Source organism: Mycobacterium neumannii (assembly GCF_048452905.1).
Taxonomy (GTDB): Bacteria; Actinomycetota; Actinomycetes; order Mycobacteriales; family Mycobacteriaceae; genus Mycobacterium; species Mycobacterium neumannii_B.
Window position 1 is genome coordinate 19978 of sequence record NZ_JBCGVF010000007.1, and the last position, 14292, is coordinate 34269.

A 14292-nucleotide genomic window follows, 5' to 3' on the forward strand; every position below is an offset into this window, starting at 1 on the left:
GGTTTCACATTCGTCACGGCTGCGATATGTTCGCACCGCACCGACCTGAGGAGATCACGTGAACAAGCTTGTTGTGCTCAGCGGCGGGCTCGTGGCTGTCGGTTCGGCGGCGCTGGTCGGCGCCGGCATCGCGATGTCGCAACCGAGCAGTCTGAACGTGGTGGGCGAACCGTACAACCGGGCGCTGCAGATCCTGAAGTCCCAGGGCGTCAAAGCCTACTTCGGCGGTTCGGTCGGCAGCGTGCTCCCCCAGGCGGAGTGCCTGGTCGACCAGCAGAAGATCACCTCGGGCGGCCGGATGCTGCTGATGCTGGACTGCAGCCAGAAGGCGGCGGACTTCATCGCCGAGCAAGGTCCCTCGGGCGGTCCGACGGTCGGCCGAAACGGCGTCACCACCGTCACCCCGACCCCGGTGGTACCGATCCAGGGCGCCCCCGGCGCGGGCACCGCGCCGCCGGCCCCGGCGGGCTAACGCGTCAGCCCTCCACCATCTGGCGCAGATTGCTCAGCGTCCGCCCCATCGTGCGGCCGACCTGGCGCGCGGCCACCCGGTCGGCGATCAGGCCCAATAGGTTGCCCGCCGACTCGTAGGACAGCCGGAAAGTCACCTTGGTGCGGCCGTCCCCGGTTTCGCGCAGCCGGAACCGGCCGCGTTGTGAGACCCCGGTGAGCCCGATCCAGGACACCTCACGCGGCGCGTCGAACTCGACGACCTCCACGGTGCCGCCGATCGGCACCGAACCGACCTTCCAGTGCACGGTGTAGCGGGACCCGAGGCCGGCGGGCGGATCGGTCATCGTCTCCCAGCGCTCCAGGCTGGCCATGAAGTCCGGATAGCACTCCGGGTCACTGACCACCTTCCACACCTGGTCGCGGTCGGCGTCGATCACGCACTGGCGTTGAACCCTCATCGTCGTCAGCCCAGAACCGGGAAGCGTCGTGTGGCGGCCAACTTGTCGACTCCTGCCTGCAGGCTGCTCAACACCTTGTCGTTGATGACGTCGTCGTCGCTGGCCGCGATGTCGTCGGCGTCGATCGGATCCTGAACCTCGATCGCGATCTTCGTCGGCAGGGGCAGTCGCGGGATGAAGTCGCTGACGGTCAGCCCCCACGGGGGCGCCAGCAGGATGGGCACGCTCTTGAGGCGGGCCAGCCGGTCGGCTCTCAGCAGGCGCGCCAACCACTGGCCCCGGTCGAGGAACAACGCGGCTTCCTGACCGCCGACGCTGGCGACGGGCACGATCGGCACACCGGCGTCGCGGGCCAGCTTCACGTAGCCCTTGCGGCCGCCGAAATCGACCTCGTGCCGGTGCCACGACGGCCGGAACACCTCGTAGTCGCCGCCCGGGTACACCAGAAGCGCCCCGCCGGACTCCAGCGCCAGCTTGGCGTTGTCGTGGTTGGCGGCCACGGTGCCGAACTTGCGCAGCGAACCCAGGCCCGGCATCGAGACGACGAGATTGTGTGCGAGTTGATAGAAGGGCCGCTCGACGCCGAAGTACGAGCTGAACGCCAGCGTGAACACGAACGTGTCGGGCGGAAGGTTGCCACCGCTGTGGTTGCCCACCAACAGCACGGGGCCGTCGGAGGGGATGCGGTCCAGGCCGCGGACGTCGGCACGGAAGTACAGCGACGCCAACAGCCACAGCCCCGGAAGCTGCTCACGGATGTAGTCCGGATCGCGCTGGTCCAGGTCGGCTTTCGGAACCCGGTCGGCCACCTGCTGCTTGGCCCATCCGAGAACGTCATCGATCGCAGCCATGAACGTGTTATAGACGCGCGCTGCGTACCGCAAACCTCCGTTCCCACCTATCGCACGTAGACTGTGCGGCACGAAGGAGGAGCCGAGATGGCACTATCGCCGGCCCGCCCTGGGGGCCATTTGCCGGCCCGGCCGGCTGGGGCCTTACGTCCACGCCGTTTCGCGCACGAGGTCGACCCCGGCCCCGTCCAGATCCAGGCCCGCAAGGTCCATTTCGACCTGTCCGGAGTACCCCTCGAGTGGATCCCCGGCCACCCGGTGGCCTCGACCATGATCAACCTGTTCAACGTGGTGCTGCCCGCCGCCGAGCACTGGTTCGTGCGCACCTACAACGAGGCGCTGCCCTTGGTGAGGGATCCCAAGCTCGCCGACGACATCCGCGGCTTCATCGGCCAGGAGGCGACGCACGCCGCAGCCCACGACGACGTGATCTCGGACTTCCTCATCGGCAACGGGGTCGACCCGAAGCCGATGCTGGACCTCGTCGGCTACATGTTCGAAAAGGTCTTGGCGCCAAAACATTTCGACGACCCCGAGCGGCACCTCAGCAACCTGTGCGAGCGGCTATGGCTGATCGCGGCGATCGAGCACTACACCGCGGTGCTCGGTGACTTCGCGCTGAACTCCACCTGGGACGACCACGGCGCCGACCCGACCCTGGTCGACCTGTTCCGCTGGCACGGCAGCGAAGAGGTCGAGCACCGCTGCGTCGCCCACGACGTCGCGGTCTACTTCCACGACAGCTATCCCGACCGGATCCGGGCGATGACGGTCGCCGCGACGGCGATATTCACGTTCTTCCAACGCGGCACCTGGTACCTCCTGAAGTCCGATCCCAGCAGTGACATCGGCTGGTTCCAGATGCAGCGCCTGCGGATGCGCGACTCCGAACTGGGTCTGCTGCCGAAGTTCCGGACCCTGTTCGGGGCGAACACGCTGTCCTACTTCCGGCCCGGTTACTCGCCCGAGGACATGGGGTCGACCGCCCAGGCCGTGGCCTACCTGGCCACCTCACCCGCCGCGCGCGCCGCGCACCGTTGATGGGTCTGCGCGAGCGCTACCGGCAACTGCCTGCCCATCCGCTGCGGCCGGAACGGCGCTACGCGATGATCGGCATCGCCGACGTCGTGATCAACGGGATGGAAGCGTTGGCCGGCGCCGTCCGCAAGGTCACACCTCCGCGCGAGCTCGACCGCACCCTGGTCCTTCGGGTCGCCGACCGCGAGGTGGTGGCCCGCGACGAGAACGTCGTGGCGCTGACGCTGGTCGCCGCCGACGGCCAACCGCTGCCGCGGTGGCATCCCGGCTCGCACATCGACATCACGCTGCCCAGCGGGCTGGTGCGGCAGTACTCGCTGTGCGGCGATCCCGCGTGCGCCGACAGCTACCGCATCGCGGTACGGCGCATCCCGGACGGCGGCGGCGGTTCGATCGAGGTGCACGAGGGGTTGCACCGGGGCGCGACCGTGACCTCACACGGGCCCCGCAACGCGTTCCCCCTGACCGTTCCCGGCTACGGCTCTCCCACCCGGCGGTTGCGGTTCGTCGCCGGCGGCATCGGCATCACCCCGATCCTGCCGATGCTGCGGCTGGCGCAAGCGCTCGGTGTGGAGTGGTCGATGGTGTATACCGGCCGCAGTCATGACAGCCTTCCGTTCGTCGACGAAGTCGCCCGGTTCGGCTCTCGCGTGCAGATTCGCACCGACGACGTGGACGGACTTCCCAGCGCCGACGACCTGCTCGGCACCTGCCCCGACGGCACCGCGGTCTACGCGTGTGGTCCGGCGGCGATGCTGACCGTCATCCGCGAGCGGCTGGTCGGGCGCGACAACGTGGAACTGCACTTCGAACGGTTCGCCGCCCCGCCCGTCGAAGACGGCACGAACTTCTCGGTGACGGTCGCCGCGCGCGGGCAGACCATCGATGTCGGCGCCGAGGAGACGCTGCTCGCAGCGCTGCGCCGATCCGGTGTTCAGGCGCCGTATTCGTGTCAGCAGGGTTTCTGCGGTACGTGTCGCACCCGGGTGCTGGCCGGCGCCGTCGATCACCGCGACACGCTGCTCACCGACACCGAACGCGACGGCGGGCTGATGCTGATCTGCATCTCCCGCGCCGCCGAAGGTTCCCATCTGACACTCGATCTGTAGTCGTCTCGTACTATTCGCCCATGCCGTTGGCCGAGGGGGAGACTTTCGCCGGATACACCATCGTGCGACTACTCGGCTCCGGCGGGATGGGCGAGGTCTATCTGGCCGACCATCCGCGCCTGCCCCGACGCGACGCGCTCAAGGTGCTTCCCGCGTCGGTGTCGGCCGACGACGAGTACCGCAAACGGTTCCAGCGCGAGGCCGACATCGCGGCCACGTTGTGGCACCCGCACATCGTCGGGATCCACGATCGCGGCGAGGCCGACGGCCAGATCTGGATCTCGATGGATTACGTCGACGGCACAGACGCGGCACAACTGCTGAAAGAGCACCATCCCAACGGCATGCCTCCGAGGGAGGTCGCCGCGATCGTCGCCGCCATCGCCGACGCCCTCGACTACGCCCACCACGGCGGCCTGCTGCACCGCGACGTCAAACCCGCCAACATCCTGCTCGCTCGGCCCGAGGCAGACGATCGGCGAATCCTGCTGGCCGACTTCGGGATCGCGCGCTGGGCGGACGACGTCAGCGGTCTCACCGCGACCAACATGACGGTGGGCACGGTGTCCTACGCCGCACCCGAGCAGTTGATGGGTGAGACGCTCGACGGCCGAGCCGATCAATATGCGTTGGCCGCCACCGCATTTCACCTGCTAACCGGGTCGCCGCCGTTTCGCAACTCAAATCCGGCCGTGGTCATCAGCCAGCACCTGTCGGCGGCGCCGCCGGCGATCGGCTCCCACCGACCGGAGCTCGCGAACCTGGACCCGGTGCTGGCCAAGGCGCTGTCGAAGAACCCCAAGGACCGGTTCGAGCGGTGCGCGGACTTCGCCAGGGCACTCAGCCACCACCTCGGTGTCGACTCGTCGGACCCCGACAGCACCCGACTCGCCGTGGCCGCCGCTCAACCGACAAGGTCATGGCTGCGGCCGGGGGTGCTGGTGCCCGCGGTGCTTGCGGTGCTGCTGCTCATCGCGGTCGTGGTGGCGGCCTTCCTGTTCGGCGAGGAACGCGCGAACGCCCCGGGCAGGTCGGCGACGGCTGCGTCGTCAACGCCGCCATCCGCACCTCCTCCTCCGCCGCCACCCCCGGCGCCGACGACGACCACCACGGTGACCGACACTCCCACGACCACCGCGACCGATGACGACGCCACCACCACAACAGCGCCGTCCTCGCCCGCCGACGACTCCGCCGCGGTGATCGGCGCCAACTGCTCCCCCGAGGGCGCGACCGCCCAAACCGCCGACGGCTCGACCGCCTACTGCTCGACGCTGCAGAGCACGGGCGCCACGATCTGGTCACTGACCGAGGGCGACGTCCCGAGCCCGACGGTCACCACCGAGGTGACCGACCCACCGCTGCCAGTCGCCGAGGAATCCCCCGTCCGGGTGTGCATGGAACAGACCGGCCAGACCCGCCGCGAGTGTCGCAGGGACATCCGGGAAAGCAACGGTTTGCCGCCGCTGCCATGAAATACGCCGTCGTCGCGCCCGTTGCGGCGGGCGTCACCGCAGACCCCGCCTTCATGGCCGCGTTCGCCACGCATTTGGAGGCCTGCGGGTTCGAGTCACTGGTCGTGGTCGAGCACACCGTGTTGATGTCGGAGTACACCAGCGTCTACCCCTACGACGAGTCCGGCCGGGTCGAACTGCCAGCCGACTGCGACGTGCCCGATCCGCTCGACCTGCTCGCCTTCGTGGCCGGTCACACCCGGCGACTGGGGCTCGCCACCGGCGTGCTCGTGCTGCCAAACCATCACCCCGTCGTGTTGGCCAAGCGGGTGGCGACCGTCGACGTGCTCTCGGGCGGACGACTGCGGTTGTGCGTGGGAACGGGTTGGCTCAAAGAGGAGATCGAGGCGTGCGGAGCTGACTTCGGCAGCCGGGGTCGGCGCGCCGACGAGCAACTCGCCGTGCTGCGGCTGCTCTGGGAGGACCATTCCGACGGAGCCGACTTCCACGGCGAGTTCTTCGATTTCGACAACGCCATGTGCTATCCGAAACCCATGTCGCACATACCAATTCACATCGGCGGACACAGCAAGCCGGCGGCGAGGCGAGCGGGCAGGCTCGGCGACGGGTTTCAACCGCTCGGCGTCGGCGGCGCAGAACTGGCCGGGCTTGTCTCGTTGATGCGCGAGGAGGCCGAACGGTGCGGGCGTAACCCCGATGCGTTGGAACTCTCGCTCGGGCATCTCGTCACCAAGATCGACAGTGAGCGGGCGGCCAAACTGGAGGCGCTCGGTGCGGACCGCTTGATCCTGGCCATGCCGCCGATGGCCAATATCGACGAAGCGCGCGACGCGTTGTCTGCGTGCGCGCAGCGGCTGGGGCTTGGCGGATGAGGCTGCGCACCGCCGATCGACTGGCGCTCGCCGACCTGGTGCACATCTACGCCTCCGCTGTCGACGACCGTCGCTTCGACGATGTCGCCGAGCTGTTCACCGAGAACGCCGAGCTGCGGCTGCCGGACCCGCCGCGGGCGCTGGAGCCGGTGCGCCGCCACCAAGGTCGCGACGGGGTGCGGGCGGCGATGGCCTCACTGGCCGCGGTGGCCAGGACCGAACACGCGATCGTCGGCGAGGTGTACGCCGGGGCCGACGAACCCGACTATGCGCTCGGTCGCATCACCTGTATCGCCCACCACTGGACGGTCAGCGGCGGTCAGGCCTCCGATCTGGTGTGGCATCTGCGCTATGACGACGAGTATCTGCGGACACGGGCCGGCTGGCGGATCCACGGCCGGGCGTTGACGATCAATGCGATCGAGACTCGGCCGGTGCGTCGTCTGCGATTGCCGCCAGCAGATGGTCCAGCAGGACCCGCTGACCCTTCAACAGCTTGGACCGAGCCTGCGCCACGGAAAACCAACCCGCCCGGTCGATTTCGGGAAACTCCCTGATTGTGCCCGACCCTTTCGGCCACTCCATGGCGAACGTGTTGGAGAAGGTGCCGTCCAGGTCGAGGTCGCCGCGCACCGCGAATGCGGTGACGATCTTGCCGCTCGGCTGTTTGACGGGTGCGAACTCGATGCGGGGACCGTCCGGCGGCCGCTTGCCCAGTTCCTCTTCGAATTCACGGCGCGCGACGGCCCACGGGTCCTCGCCCTCGTCGTATTCGCCCTTGGGGATCGACCAGGCCCCGTCGTCCTTGCGCGCCCAGAACGGTCCGCCCGGGTGGCCGATGAGCACCTGGACTCCGCCGTCACGCACCCGGTAGAGCAGCAACCCCGCACTCAGCTTCGGCACGCCCTCATTTTTCCTTCCGCGAGCGACCGTGTCTGCACCGCGACACGCCGCGCCCAGGCGTACAAAAGCGGTCGGTCGCCCACTGCGGGTGGCACGAGACTGTCAGCGCTCACGAGACTGTCAACGGTCAGTACTTGCGGTCGCCTTCGCTGCTGTCGAAGAAGTCCCAGTCACCATCGTCGTTCTTTACCTCCATGCGCCAGCCGAGCTCGGGGTCGGCCTTCTGGTCGACGAACCAGGCGTGTGCGTCGTCGGCGCTCTCGATGTCCTTGGTGTCGACGACCTCGCCCTTGGGATTGAGCACGCGATAAGTAGCCATGCCGACACAGTTCCCCGGTTCAACGGGTTTGAATCAGCCGGCTTTCGGCGTCGGAATGCCCTCACTGGCCGAGAACTGCGCGTCCTCCTGTGTGGACAGCCCGAACGAGACGACAGGCCGGTCGAAGAACAGGTCGGTCAGATACGCCAGTGTCACCGCCCAGCGGTTGACGAACCGCGGAATCGCATAGACGTGGTAGGCCCGGGTCACGATCTTGGCGGGAAAGCCGGACAACTGGACGTTGAGCGGATTGGCCACGGCGTAGCGCGGGCCCAGGTCGACGACCAGCCCCATGTTGCGGTGCTTGTAACGCTTCGGCTTGCCGACGCCGAGACTGGCTGCGACGTTGCGCGCCAACACCTTTCCCTGCCGCGTGGCGTGCTGGGCGGTCGGCGGCGTGATCTTGCCCGGCTGTGTGACGTCGGGCACCGCGGCGGCATCGCCCGCGGCGAATACCCCGGAATGGCCGGGAACCTGGAGCTCGGTGGTCACTTTCAGCCGCCCGCGCTCGGTCGGCAGCCCGAGCTTTTCGATCAGCGGTGCACCCGTCACCCCGGTGACCCACGCCACGGTATGGGTCCGGATCAGCGAATCATCGCTGAGTACAACGTGTTCGGCATGCACTTCCTTGAGTGTGACCCCCAATCGGACATCGATGCCGCGCTCTTTGAGCACGCGCTGCGCCGCCTCGCCCAACTTCTCCCCGACTTCCGGCATCACCTGCTCGGCGAGGTCGAGCAGCAGGAAGTTCACCTCGCTCGGGTCGAAGCTCATCTGGTTGGCGGCCGAATCGGCAAGCGCCCGCAGTTGCACGGCCAGTTCCGTCCCCGAGTACGACGCGCCGACCACGACGATCGTGCGCCGCGCCCGACGGCGGCCGGGATCGTCGTCGACGTCGGCCAGTTCGAGTTGCTGGATCACGTGATCGCGCAGATACAGCGCCTCGGCGGTCGACTTGAGACCACGCGCGTGCTCGGCCAGGCCGGGCACGTCGAACAGCTTGGTGACCGAACCGGGGGTCAGCACCAGCCGATCCCACTGCAGCGCCCGCGACCGTTTTTCGGGATCGGTGAACGTGACGGTGCGTCCTTCGAAGTCGACCTCGTCGACCCGGCCGCGGATCGCCTGCACCCCGCGCAAGGCGTTGGCCAGCGGGATCGCGACGAAACGGGCGTCGACCAACCCGCCCGCGACGTCCGGCAGCAGCGGCGTGTACAGCATGTAGTCGACCGGCGAGATGAGCGAGATCTCGACGTCGGGGCGCTGTTTACGCAATTTCTTGGCCAGTGTGCGCGCACATTCGAAACCGGTGAAGCCGCTGCCGACGATTACCACGGAGGTCATGGGCCCGACTGTACGGAACCGGCCCCGGCGGGGAATGCTGGAGGCATGACGCGCCCGGAACCTCTGCGCCGATTCGATCCGTTCCGACCCATCGACATGTTGACCGCGTTGTGGTCGTCGGCCGCGGTGACGCCGGTCACCACAGGGGCGGCCGCGGCGTACCGCACGCTGTTCATGACGGTGCGCAGGCTCGTGGTGGGCAGGCGGCTCAGCGTCAAACTCGACGAGGCAGACCTGACCCTGACGGTCACCGAGTTCGACTCGCACCTCGACTCCCGCGGCCTCTCGGTCGGCCAGCTCAACGACGTCCGGCTGGCCGCACGCGACATCCGGTGCAACGAGGCGCGGTTCGACCATGCCACCGCGGTGTTGCACAACGTCCATATACGGCCGACGGCACCACCGGTCCTGGTCGCGGCTCCCGTCGAGCTGATGTTGGAGATTCCGGCGCCGGTTCTTGACGACGTGTTCCGTTGGGCCGCGCCGCGGCTCGCGGGCGCGATCGGCACCGACGGTGTGGCCCGGTTGCGCCTTGCGCGACGGCCAGGGGCCGGCCACCTCGAGGTCGACGCCCACCTGGACGGCTCGACGCTGTGGCTCAAGCCACGTTGCATCACCTTTCGCCGGACCCGCTGTCCGCTGCCGGCGCGGACCCCGGCCTATCCCGTGCGGCTGCCCGACCTGCCGTACGGTGTCAGACTCACCGCAATCAGCTTCGCGCCGGGCGTGGTGCAGCTGTCGGCGTCGGTGGCGGAGTGGCGGATGGACCTGCCCCTGACCAGGCTCGAGGACATCCTCGGACAGTTGAGCGTCGTCGGCCGTCCGCTGCAACTGAGCCGGTTGGGCCGCCTGCTCTGACGTTATTGCGCATACCCAAGAACGTTGCGCCGCTTAAAATCTGCCATTCTTTCGGTCATTTCCTGCCATGGAATTAAGCCGGACCCTTCTTCGTTGCCGCCTGTGAGCCGTCCGAACACGCTCGAAGCCGAAATTAATTGGTGGAAAATCGATTTCGGCGGCTCGTGGACAGGGAAAAGAGGCAGTATATGAAGAAGATAGGAATCGCAGCAGTAGCGAGCGGACTGGCCGCCGGCCTGATCGGGCTGGCCGCACCGGTGGCCGCCGCACCTTCGGGTTCGCAGAACGCACAGGACACCATCAACCAGCTCAGGTCTGAGGGGTACCGGGTCGTCGTCACTCAGGTGGGTACCGCCCCGCTGAGCGAGGCCGAGGTGGTCGCGGTCCGCGAGGGCCCCACCTTCACCCGGATCGATGCGGGCAGCCCGGTGATCGGGAGCAGCGATAACTACATCACGCATCAGGATCGTCTCGTCTACGTAGACGTCAAGTAGGCAGCATCTGTCGAGAGGGGCACCCGCAGGGGTGCCCCTCTTCGCGTATGGGCACAATTTTGGGCGTGGCCGAACTCGCCCGGTATCAGGACGGGCCCGCACGGGTCGTCATCCTGTCAGACGCCGCCGATGTGGTCTTCCGCACCGACTACGCAGACGGCCAACGGCCGAAGTTCACCGAAACCCGAATGTCGGTCTCCGATTTCGTCGCCCGAGGCGAAGGCCCGTGGCCCTGGTACGACCTCGGTCCTAAACGCGAGGGTGCGTCAAGGGCGCTGGCCGCGCTCGGCGTCGACCCACCGGACTGGACCGAGCCGTTAGAACCGGACGTCCTTGACCTGTTTCGCCGGGCGCAGCGCGGCGACTCGGCGGTGATTGAACTGCTCGCGATGGGTGCCGATCCCGATCCGGTGGACGCGTGTGGTGCATCACCGCTCTGGTATGCGGTGCGCTCACCGGGGCTGGGTATCGCGGTGGCGTTGATCGATGCCGGCGCCGACGCGGGACGCCGCATCGAGTTGTCGGCCCACGGTGAGCACTACACCACGATCCTGCACGAGATCGTGCGCAGGGGCCGCACAGTGGCGCTGAACCATGCACTGGCCAACGGCGTCTGCCCGACGGTGCTCGACTCCGAGGGCGCGACACCTCTGCACGTGCTCAGCAGCGACGCCGACAACGTGAACCCGGAAATGGTGCGCGCCCTGGTGCGTGCCGGTGCGCCGGTCCACGCCGCGCTGCCCGACGGCGCTCAACCCATCGACCGGGCCGCGCGCCTCGTGCTGCCCGCGACCGTCGCGGCGCTCGTCGACCACGGCGCCGACCCCGGGCGCGGCCTCGACGCGCTGATGTCGTGGTGGGCTATGGGGGGAAAAGTCAGCGCCGACCGGGCCGGTGTCGTCGCCGACGTCGTCGATGTGCTGCGCACTGGCGGCGCCGAGGTGACCGCGCGGCACCGTGAGCTCGCGACGGGTGCCGGCGTCACGCAGGTGACGGCGGCGCTGCGTCCTTAAGCAGACCTTGGCGGTCTAGATCCCGAGGAACGGCAGCGGGATCGGGGAGTTACCGCTGCCGATCGACGACACCATTGCGGGGCAGAACATCGAGATGGCGATGCCGGTGAACATGGTCGCCGGGCCCAGTGACATGCCGCCCATGTCGGCGACCTTGGCCGCGACGTTGGCGGCGTTCTGGCCCGGATCGGCCAGCATGGGACACACCTGCTGGCCCACGGCGACCGCGCTGCTCGGGTCACTCATGACGACGCCGGCTTCAGACACCGCGTTGAGGAACGCGTCGTCGACGGGGTCGGCCTGCGCGGGCGCGGCCACCACGGCCGCTGCGGCGAGAAGTCCGGAGGTCAGCGCGAGCGCCGACACGGGTTTGCTAAGCACCCGGGAAGCCTACGCTGTGGAACCCTCAGACGCCCGTCCAGGTGGTGTCGATGGTGGAGCCCACATCAATCACCTTGGCCTTCTGGGAGGCCGGGCTGTCGATCTCGCCGGCGACGTGGGCGGCGATGAACCGCCGGATCTCGGCGTCGATGCCTCCGAGGATCCGGACCAGCTCCCCTCGTAGCGACTTGGACGTGACATGGATGGAGATGTCGGAGGCCCGCGGTTTCTCGACGTCGAGGATCAACAGCAACGGTTCCGCGGCGCGTGCGGTCGCGTTTAGCGCGATCTCGCCGAAAACCATGAACTTCGGCTTGTCGATGCGCAGATCGACCATCATGTCGATCTCCAGCGGGATGCGGATGGCGAACGTGATCATCGGCCCCACGTGGCGGGTCAGTCGCGGTTCCTGGATCCGCACCTTGGCGGTGACCTTCGCGATCTTGCCCGGACCCTGAGCGATCGGGCCCATCTCGAACTCGTCGCCGGCGATTTCGGCGATGGCGCTGCCGACGCGCTGCTCGGTCACGGCGACCTCGAAGAATCTACGGCCGAATTCCTCGTAGGTGATCTCGGTGGGCTCATCGTCGACAGGCATGGTGCTCATACAGTCTCACGCGCCCACTTCACGCTGTACGCGACGCGACTGCCGCGACCGAATCGAGACACCTCGTACACGCCTCTCGCGACGTTCCCGCAACCGTTCCGCGATCCGTGCTTTCCCGTCAACGACCGTCGTTGCTGCGCGCCTCGGCTCCGCTCTCCTCCGCGTCGATAGCGTCGTCGGAGAACGTCTGGCCGACGTAGGTGCCGTCGTCGTCGCCGTTGTCCTTACCGGCGCGGGAGGCTGCCACGTGGTCGTCGTCGGTGACGCCCTCTTCGCTGGTGTCGTCGTCTTCGCGCGGAGTCATGCGGCCGGGTTACCCGCAGTGGATGTTGTCAAACGGTCCGTGGAGGGAGACCGGGGAGGCACCAGCTTGAGCGCCAAGAGCCCGAGCGCGGCCACGATGAGGGCCGGTGTCCCGTACAGCAGGACCCCCATGGCCAGGGTTGTGGTCGAACCGCTCATCGCGGCGGCCACCACGTAGATCGAGAACACCCAGCTCGCCATCAGGGCGACGCTCATCACGACCACCGCGACGGCCATGCTGCGGGCTGCCCCGTAGTGCCGGTAACCGGTGACAGCGAGCACCGCGACGGTCGGGATGCCCAGGATGGCGGCGGCCGCCCATATCTGGTCGAGCGTCGCGAGCCGTCCGATCGTGGGCAGGATCAGGCAGGACGCCAGCACCGCGGCCACGACCACGCCCACAACGGCGACCTCGCGTGAATCAGTGTGTCGCATGGTTGCCGGGTTGCCCCGGGCCGAGGAGGCGAAACGTCGGGTGGTTCAGCCCACCGGGGCGGCGTAGTAGCGGATTCGCCTGATCGCGAACGGCTTCGCCGCCACGTCGGCGATGAGCACATCGCAGGACCCGGCGCCCTCGATGCCGCACACCAGGCTGTGACCCGAACCGATCAGTTTGCGCGAGCGGGCGCCGGTCAGCCGGGACAGCAGCTCGGTGCTGCCCATCGGTGTGTGCTCGCCCGCGGTGATCTGTGCGCCGCCGCCCAACCAGCGCCGCACCCCCACCTCGTCACCGGCATGAGCGGCCGCCAGGAACTCGTCGAACCGACGCTTACCCTGGGGGCCGATCCCACGGAAGCCGCCGAGAAAGCCGAGCGCCCCGACGATGCCCTGGTTCGTCAGCAGCCCCCGTGACAATTGCAGCCCGGCGGGCACCGATCGGATCCCGCCTCTGAGGAACTGCCCGACCATCGCCGGAAGCTCCCAATAGGCTGACAGCTCAGCGATTTTCAGCTCGTTCGCGTCGTCTTCGAGGTGGTAGCGCAGGTAGGCGGGAATCCGCATCGTCAAACCGGCCGCCATCTTGACCTCGAGCTTCAGATCGCGGACCACGGTCGAGCCCACGACGATGTCGACGTCGCGGTGGAACGTGATGTCGCGCGGACCGACGAAGGTGTCGTAGAAGCGGGTGATGGCCGTCGTCCCACGGTGCGGTTGCGAACCCACCGGGTCTTCGATGATCGCGTCGAAGGTGAAGGCGGCGACCCACGCCTCGCGGTCGTGGACGGCGACCGCGGCCGGGGATCGCTCGACGGCGGCCAGGGCGTCGGCCCGGGAGATGGCCATAGAGGTTGCCTACCACTTCGGGATCGCTTCAGTCGACTACTTCCCCGCATGCGGGCACACTGGAAGAGACACCGCGCACAGGTGCGGGCGCCCCAGGAGGAGGCACGATGAGCAGCAACGGCCCGTTCGGGTTCGACCCCGAGGAGTTTGACCGCGTCGTGCGCGAAGCCGGTGAGGGCCTGCGCGACGCGCTCGACGGCTTCGGCAGGTTCTTCAGCACGTCGGGGGAACGCGCGGGCTGGGCCAACCTGGTCGACGAGTTCACCCGCTCGTCGCGGCCCCGACGCGAACCGGAGACCACCGGGGAGACCGGTGACGGGGTGTGGGCGATATACACCGTGGACGACGACGGCGGTGCGCACATCGAGCAGGTCTACCCCACCGAATTGGACGCGCTGCGGGCCAACAAGAACAACACCGATCCCGCCCGCAAGGTGCGCTTCCTGCCGTACGGCATCGCGGTCAGCGTGTTGGACGCATCTGACCCCGAATCCACCCCGAGCGACGACGCCTAGCGCGAAACCGTCTAC

Annotated in this window: 19 protein-coding genes and 1 pseudogene; 10 read left to right on the forward strand and 10 right to left on the reverse strand. The window is 68.0% G+C overall.

Going from position 1 to position 14292, the window contains the following annotated elements; translation table 11 throughout:
* The first annotated feature begins 58 nt into the window (after positions 1 to 58).
* The gene (locus AAHH99_RS20360) at positions 59 to 472 is read left to right on the forward strand and encodes a hypothetical protein (RefSeq protein ID WP_418770323.1); all 414 of its coding nucleotides are present in this window, start codon (positions 59 to 61) and stop codon (positions 470 to 472) included.
* A 4-nt stretch (positions 473 to 476) separates the two neighbouring features.
* On the opposite strand, the gene AAHH99_RS20365 is transcribed toward AAHH99_RS20360, so the two are convergent.
* Both AAHH99_RS20365 and AAHH99_RS20370 read right to left on the reverse strand, forming a co-directional pair.
* The gene (locus AAHH99_RS20365; protein WP_418770324.1) at positions 477 to 911 is read right to left on the reverse strand and encodes an SRPBCC family protein; all 435 of its coding nucleotides are present in this window, start codon (positions 909 to 911) and stop codon (positions 477 to 479) included.
* Positions 912 to 916: 5 nt separating this feature from the next.
* Positions 917 to 1762, reverse strand: a complete 846-nt coding sequence (locus tag AAHH99_RS20370; protein ID WP_418770325.1) for a lysophospholipid acyltransferase family protein — start codon at positions 1760 to 1762, stop codon at positions 917 to 919.
* A gap of 87 nt (positions 1763 to 1849) precedes the next feature.
* Between AAHH99_RS20370 and AAHH99_RS20375 the strand changes: the two genes are divergently transcribed.
* The 5 genes and pseudogenes from AAHH99_RS20375 to AAHH99_RS20395 all read left to right on the forward strand — a co-directional run.
* Positions 1850 to 2803, forward strand: coding sequence for a metal-dependent hydrolase (locus tag AAHH99_RS20375; RefSeq protein ID WP_418770326.1), 954 nt, complete (start codon positions 1850 to 1852; stop codon positions 2801 to 2803).
* Positions 2803 to 3909: a PDR/VanB family oxidoreductase gene (locus AAHH99_RS20380; protein ID WP_418770327.1), complete on the forward strand. Its 1107-nt coding sequence runs from the start codon at positions 2803 to 2805 to the stop codon at positions 3907 to 3909. The genes AAHH99_RS20375 and AAHH99_RS20380 overlap by 1 nt, the downstream gene beginning before the upstream one ends.
* Before the next feature lie 20 nt (positions 3910 to 3929).
* A complete protein-coding gene (locus AAHH99_RS20385; RefSeq protein ID WP_418770328.1) occupies positions 3930 to 5384 on the forward strand; it encodes a serine/threonine-protein kinase in 1455 nt (484 codons plus the stop codon).
* Positions 5381 to 6256 (forward strand): LLM class F420-dependent oxidoreductase, encoded by an 876-nt coding sequence (locus tag AAHH99_RS20390; RefSeq protein WP_418770329.1) that lies wholly within the window; start codon positions 5381 to 5383, stop codon positions 6254 to 6256. Before AAHH99_RS20385 ends, AAHH99_RS20390 begins: the two co-directional genes overlap by 4 nt.
* Positions 6253 to 6645 (forward strand): annotated as a pseudogene (locus AAHH99_RS20395) (nuclear transport factor 2 family protein); the annotation flags it as partial. The gene AAHH99_RS20390 and the pseudogene AAHH99_RS20395, both read left to right, overlap by 4 nt.
* 22 nt (positions 6646 to 6667) lie before the next feature.
* On the opposite strand, the gene AAHH99_RS20400 reads toward AAHH99_RS20395, so the two are convergent.
* The 3 genes from AAHH99_RS20400 to AAHH99_RS20410 form a co-directional block, all read right to left on the reverse strand.
* Positions 6668 to 7159, reverse strand: coding sequence for an NUDIX domain-containing protein (locus tag AAHH99_RS20400; protein WP_418770330.1), 492 nt, complete (start codon positions 7157 to 7159; stop codon positions 6668 to 6670).
* 127 nt (positions 7160 to 7286) lie between these two features.
* The gene (locus AAHH99_RS20405; protein ID WP_064348755.1) at positions 7287 to 7478 is read right to left on the reverse strand and encodes a hypothetical protein; all 192 of its coding nucleotides are present in this window, start codon (positions 7476 to 7478) and stop codon (positions 7287 to 7289) included.
* A gap of 33 nt (positions 7479 to 7511) precedes the next feature.
* Complete coding sequence (locus tag AAHH99_RS20410) at positions 7512 to 8822, reverse strand: NAD(P)/FAD-dependent oxidoreductase (RefSeq protein ID WP_418770331.1); 1311 nt, start codon at positions 8820 to 8822, stop codon at positions 7512 to 7514.
* A gap of 45 nt (positions 8823 to 8867) precedes the next feature.
* Between AAHH99_RS20410 and AAHH99_RS20415 the strand changes: the two genes are divergently transcribed.
* The 3 genes from AAHH99_RS20415 (at position 8868) to AAHH99_RS20425 (ending at position 11187) form a co-directional block, all read left to right on the forward strand.
* On the forward strand, positions 8868 to 9680 hold the full coding sequence (locus AAHH99_RS20415; protein WP_418770332.1) for a hypothetical protein: 813 nt from the start codon (positions 8868 to 8870) through the stop codon (positions 9678 to 9680).
* Between the two features lie 188 nt (positions 9681 to 9868).
* Positions 9869 to 10174 (forward strand): hypothetical protein, encoded by a 306-nt coding sequence (locus AAHH99_RS20420; RefSeq protein ID WP_418770333.1) that lies wholly within the window; start codon positions 9869 to 9871, stop codon positions 10172 to 10174.
* Positions 10175 to 10239: 65 nt separating this feature from the next.
* Positions 10240 to 11187 carry an ankyrin repeat domain-containing protein gene (locus AAHH99_RS20425; protein ID WP_418770334.1) on the forward strand — a complete coding sequence of 316 codons (948 nt, stop codon included), beginning with the start codon at positions 10240 to 10242 and terminating at the stop codon, positions 11185 to 11187.
* Positions 11188 to 11202: 15 nt separating this feature from the next.
* On the opposite strand, the gene AAHH99_RS20430 is transcribed toward AAHH99_RS20425, so the two are convergent.
* The 5 genes from AAHH99_RS20430 to AAHH99_RS20450 all read right to left on the reverse strand — a co-directional run bounded on the left by AAHH99_RS20430 (position 11203) and on the right by AAHH99_RS20450 (position 13762).
* Complete coding sequence (locus tag AAHH99_RS20430; protein ID WP_418770335.1) at positions 11203 to 11568, reverse strand: DUF732 domain-containing protein; 366 nt, start codon at positions 11566 to 11568, stop codon at positions 11203 to 11205.
* Between the two features lie 25 nt (positions 11569 to 11593).
* Positions 11594 to 12175 carry a hypothetical protein gene (locus tag AAHH99_RS20435; protein WP_418770336.1) on the reverse strand — a complete coding sequence of 194 codons (582 nt, stop codon included), beginning with the start codon at positions 12173 to 12175 and terminating at the stop codon, positions 11594 to 11596.
* Positions 12176 to 12293: 118 nt separating this feature from the next.
* Positions 12294 to 12479, reverse strand: coding sequence for a hypothetical protein (locus tag AAHH99_RS20440; RefSeq protein ID WP_418770337.1), 186 nt, complete (start codon positions 12477 to 12479; stop codon positions 12294 to 12296).
* Positions 12476 to 12913: a hypothetical protein gene (locus tag AAHH99_RS20445; RefSeq protein WP_418770338.1), complete on the reverse strand. Its 438-nt coding sequence runs from the start codon at positions 12911 to 12913 to the stop codon at positions 12476 to 12478. Before AAHH99_RS20445 ends, AAHH99_RS20440 begins: the two co-directional genes overlap by 4 nt.
* A gap of 45 nt (positions 12914 to 12958) precedes the next feature.
* Complete coding sequence (locus AAHH99_RS20450; RefSeq protein ID WP_418770339.1) at positions 12959 to 13762, reverse strand: nuclear transport factor 2 family protein; 804 nt, start codon at positions 13760 to 13762, stop codon at positions 12959 to 12961.
* Between the two features lie 107 nt (positions 13763 to 13869).
* Between AAHH99_RS20450 and AAHH99_RS20455 the strand changes: the two genes are divergently transcribed.
* Positions 13870 to 14277, forward strand: a complete 408-nt coding sequence (locus AAHH99_RS20455) for a hypothetical protein (protein WP_418770340.1) — start codon at positions 13870 to 13872, stop codon at positions 14275 to 14277.
* Positions 14278 to 14292: the final 15 nt, after the last annotated feature.

What these genes read in the sequence shown, in the direction of transcription:
- AAHH99_RS20370 (WP_418770325.1), bottom strand. Translation starts at nt 1,762, where the DNA reads ATGGCTGCGATCGATGACGTTCTCGGATGGGCCAAGCAGCAGGTGGCC.
- AAHH99_RS20365 (WP_418770324.1), bottom strand. Translation starts at nt 911, where the DNA reads ATGAGGGTTCAACGCCAGTGCGTGATCGACGCCGACCGCGACCAGGTG.
- AAHH99_RS20455 (WP_418770340.1), top strand. Translation starts at nt 13,870, where the DNA reads ATGAGCAGCAACGGCCCGTTCGGGTTCGACCCCGAGGAGTTTGACCGC.
- AAHH99_RS20450 (WP_418770339.1), bottom strand. Translation starts at nt 13,762, where the DNA reads ATGGCCATCTCCCGGGCCGACGCCCTGGCCGCCGTCGAGCGATCCCCG.
- AAHH99_RS20405 (WP_064348755.1), bottom strand. Translation starts at nt 7,478, where the DNA reads ATGGCTACTTATCGCGTGCTCAATCCCAAGGGCGAGGTCGTCGACACC.
- AAHH99_RS20420 (WP_418770333.1), top strand. Translation starts at nt 9,869, where the DNA reads ATGAAGAAGATAGGAATCGCAGCAGTAGCGAGCGGACTGGCCGCCGGC.
- AAHH99_RS20440 (WP_418770337.1), bottom strand. Translation starts at nt 12,479, where the DNA reads ATGACTCCGCGCGAAGACGACGACACCAGCGAAGAGGGCGTCACCGAC.
- AAHH99_RS20390 (WP_418770329.1), top strand. Translation starts at nt 5,381, where the DNA reads ATGAAATACGCCGTCGTCGCGCCCGTTGCGGCGGGCGTCACCGCAGAC.
- AAHH99_RS20375 (WP_418770326.1), top strand. Translation starts at nt 1,850, where the DNA reads ATGGCACTATCGCCGGCCCGCCCTGGGGGCCATTTGCCGGCCCGGCCG.
- AAHH99_RS20415 (WP_418770332.1), top strand. Translation starts at nt 8,868, where the DNA reads ATGACGCGCCCGGAACCTCTGCGCCGATTCGATCCGTTCCGACCCATC.
- AAHH99_RS20380 (WP_418770327.1), top strand. Translation starts at nt 2,803, where the DNA reads ATGGGTCTGCGCGAGCGCTACCGGCAACTGCCTGCCCATCCGCTGCGG.
- AAHH99_RS20385 (WP_418770328.1), top strand. Translation starts at nt 3,930, where the DNA reads ATGCCGTTGGCCGAGGGGGAGACTTTCGCCGGATACACCATCGTGCGA.
- AAHH99_RS20435 (WP_418770336.1), bottom strand. Translation starts at nt 12,175, where the DNA reads ATGAGCACCATGCCTGTCGACGATGAGCCCACCGAGATCACCTACGAG.
- AAHH99_RS20410 (WP_418770331.1), bottom strand. Translation starts at nt 8,822, where the DNA reads ATGACCTCCGTGGTAATCGTCGGCAGCGGCTTCACCGGTTTCGAATGT.
- AAHH99_RS20445 (WP_418770338.1), bottom strand. Translation starts at nt 12,913, where the DNA reads ATGCGACACACTGATTCACGCGAGGTCGCCGTTGTGGGCGTGGTCGTG.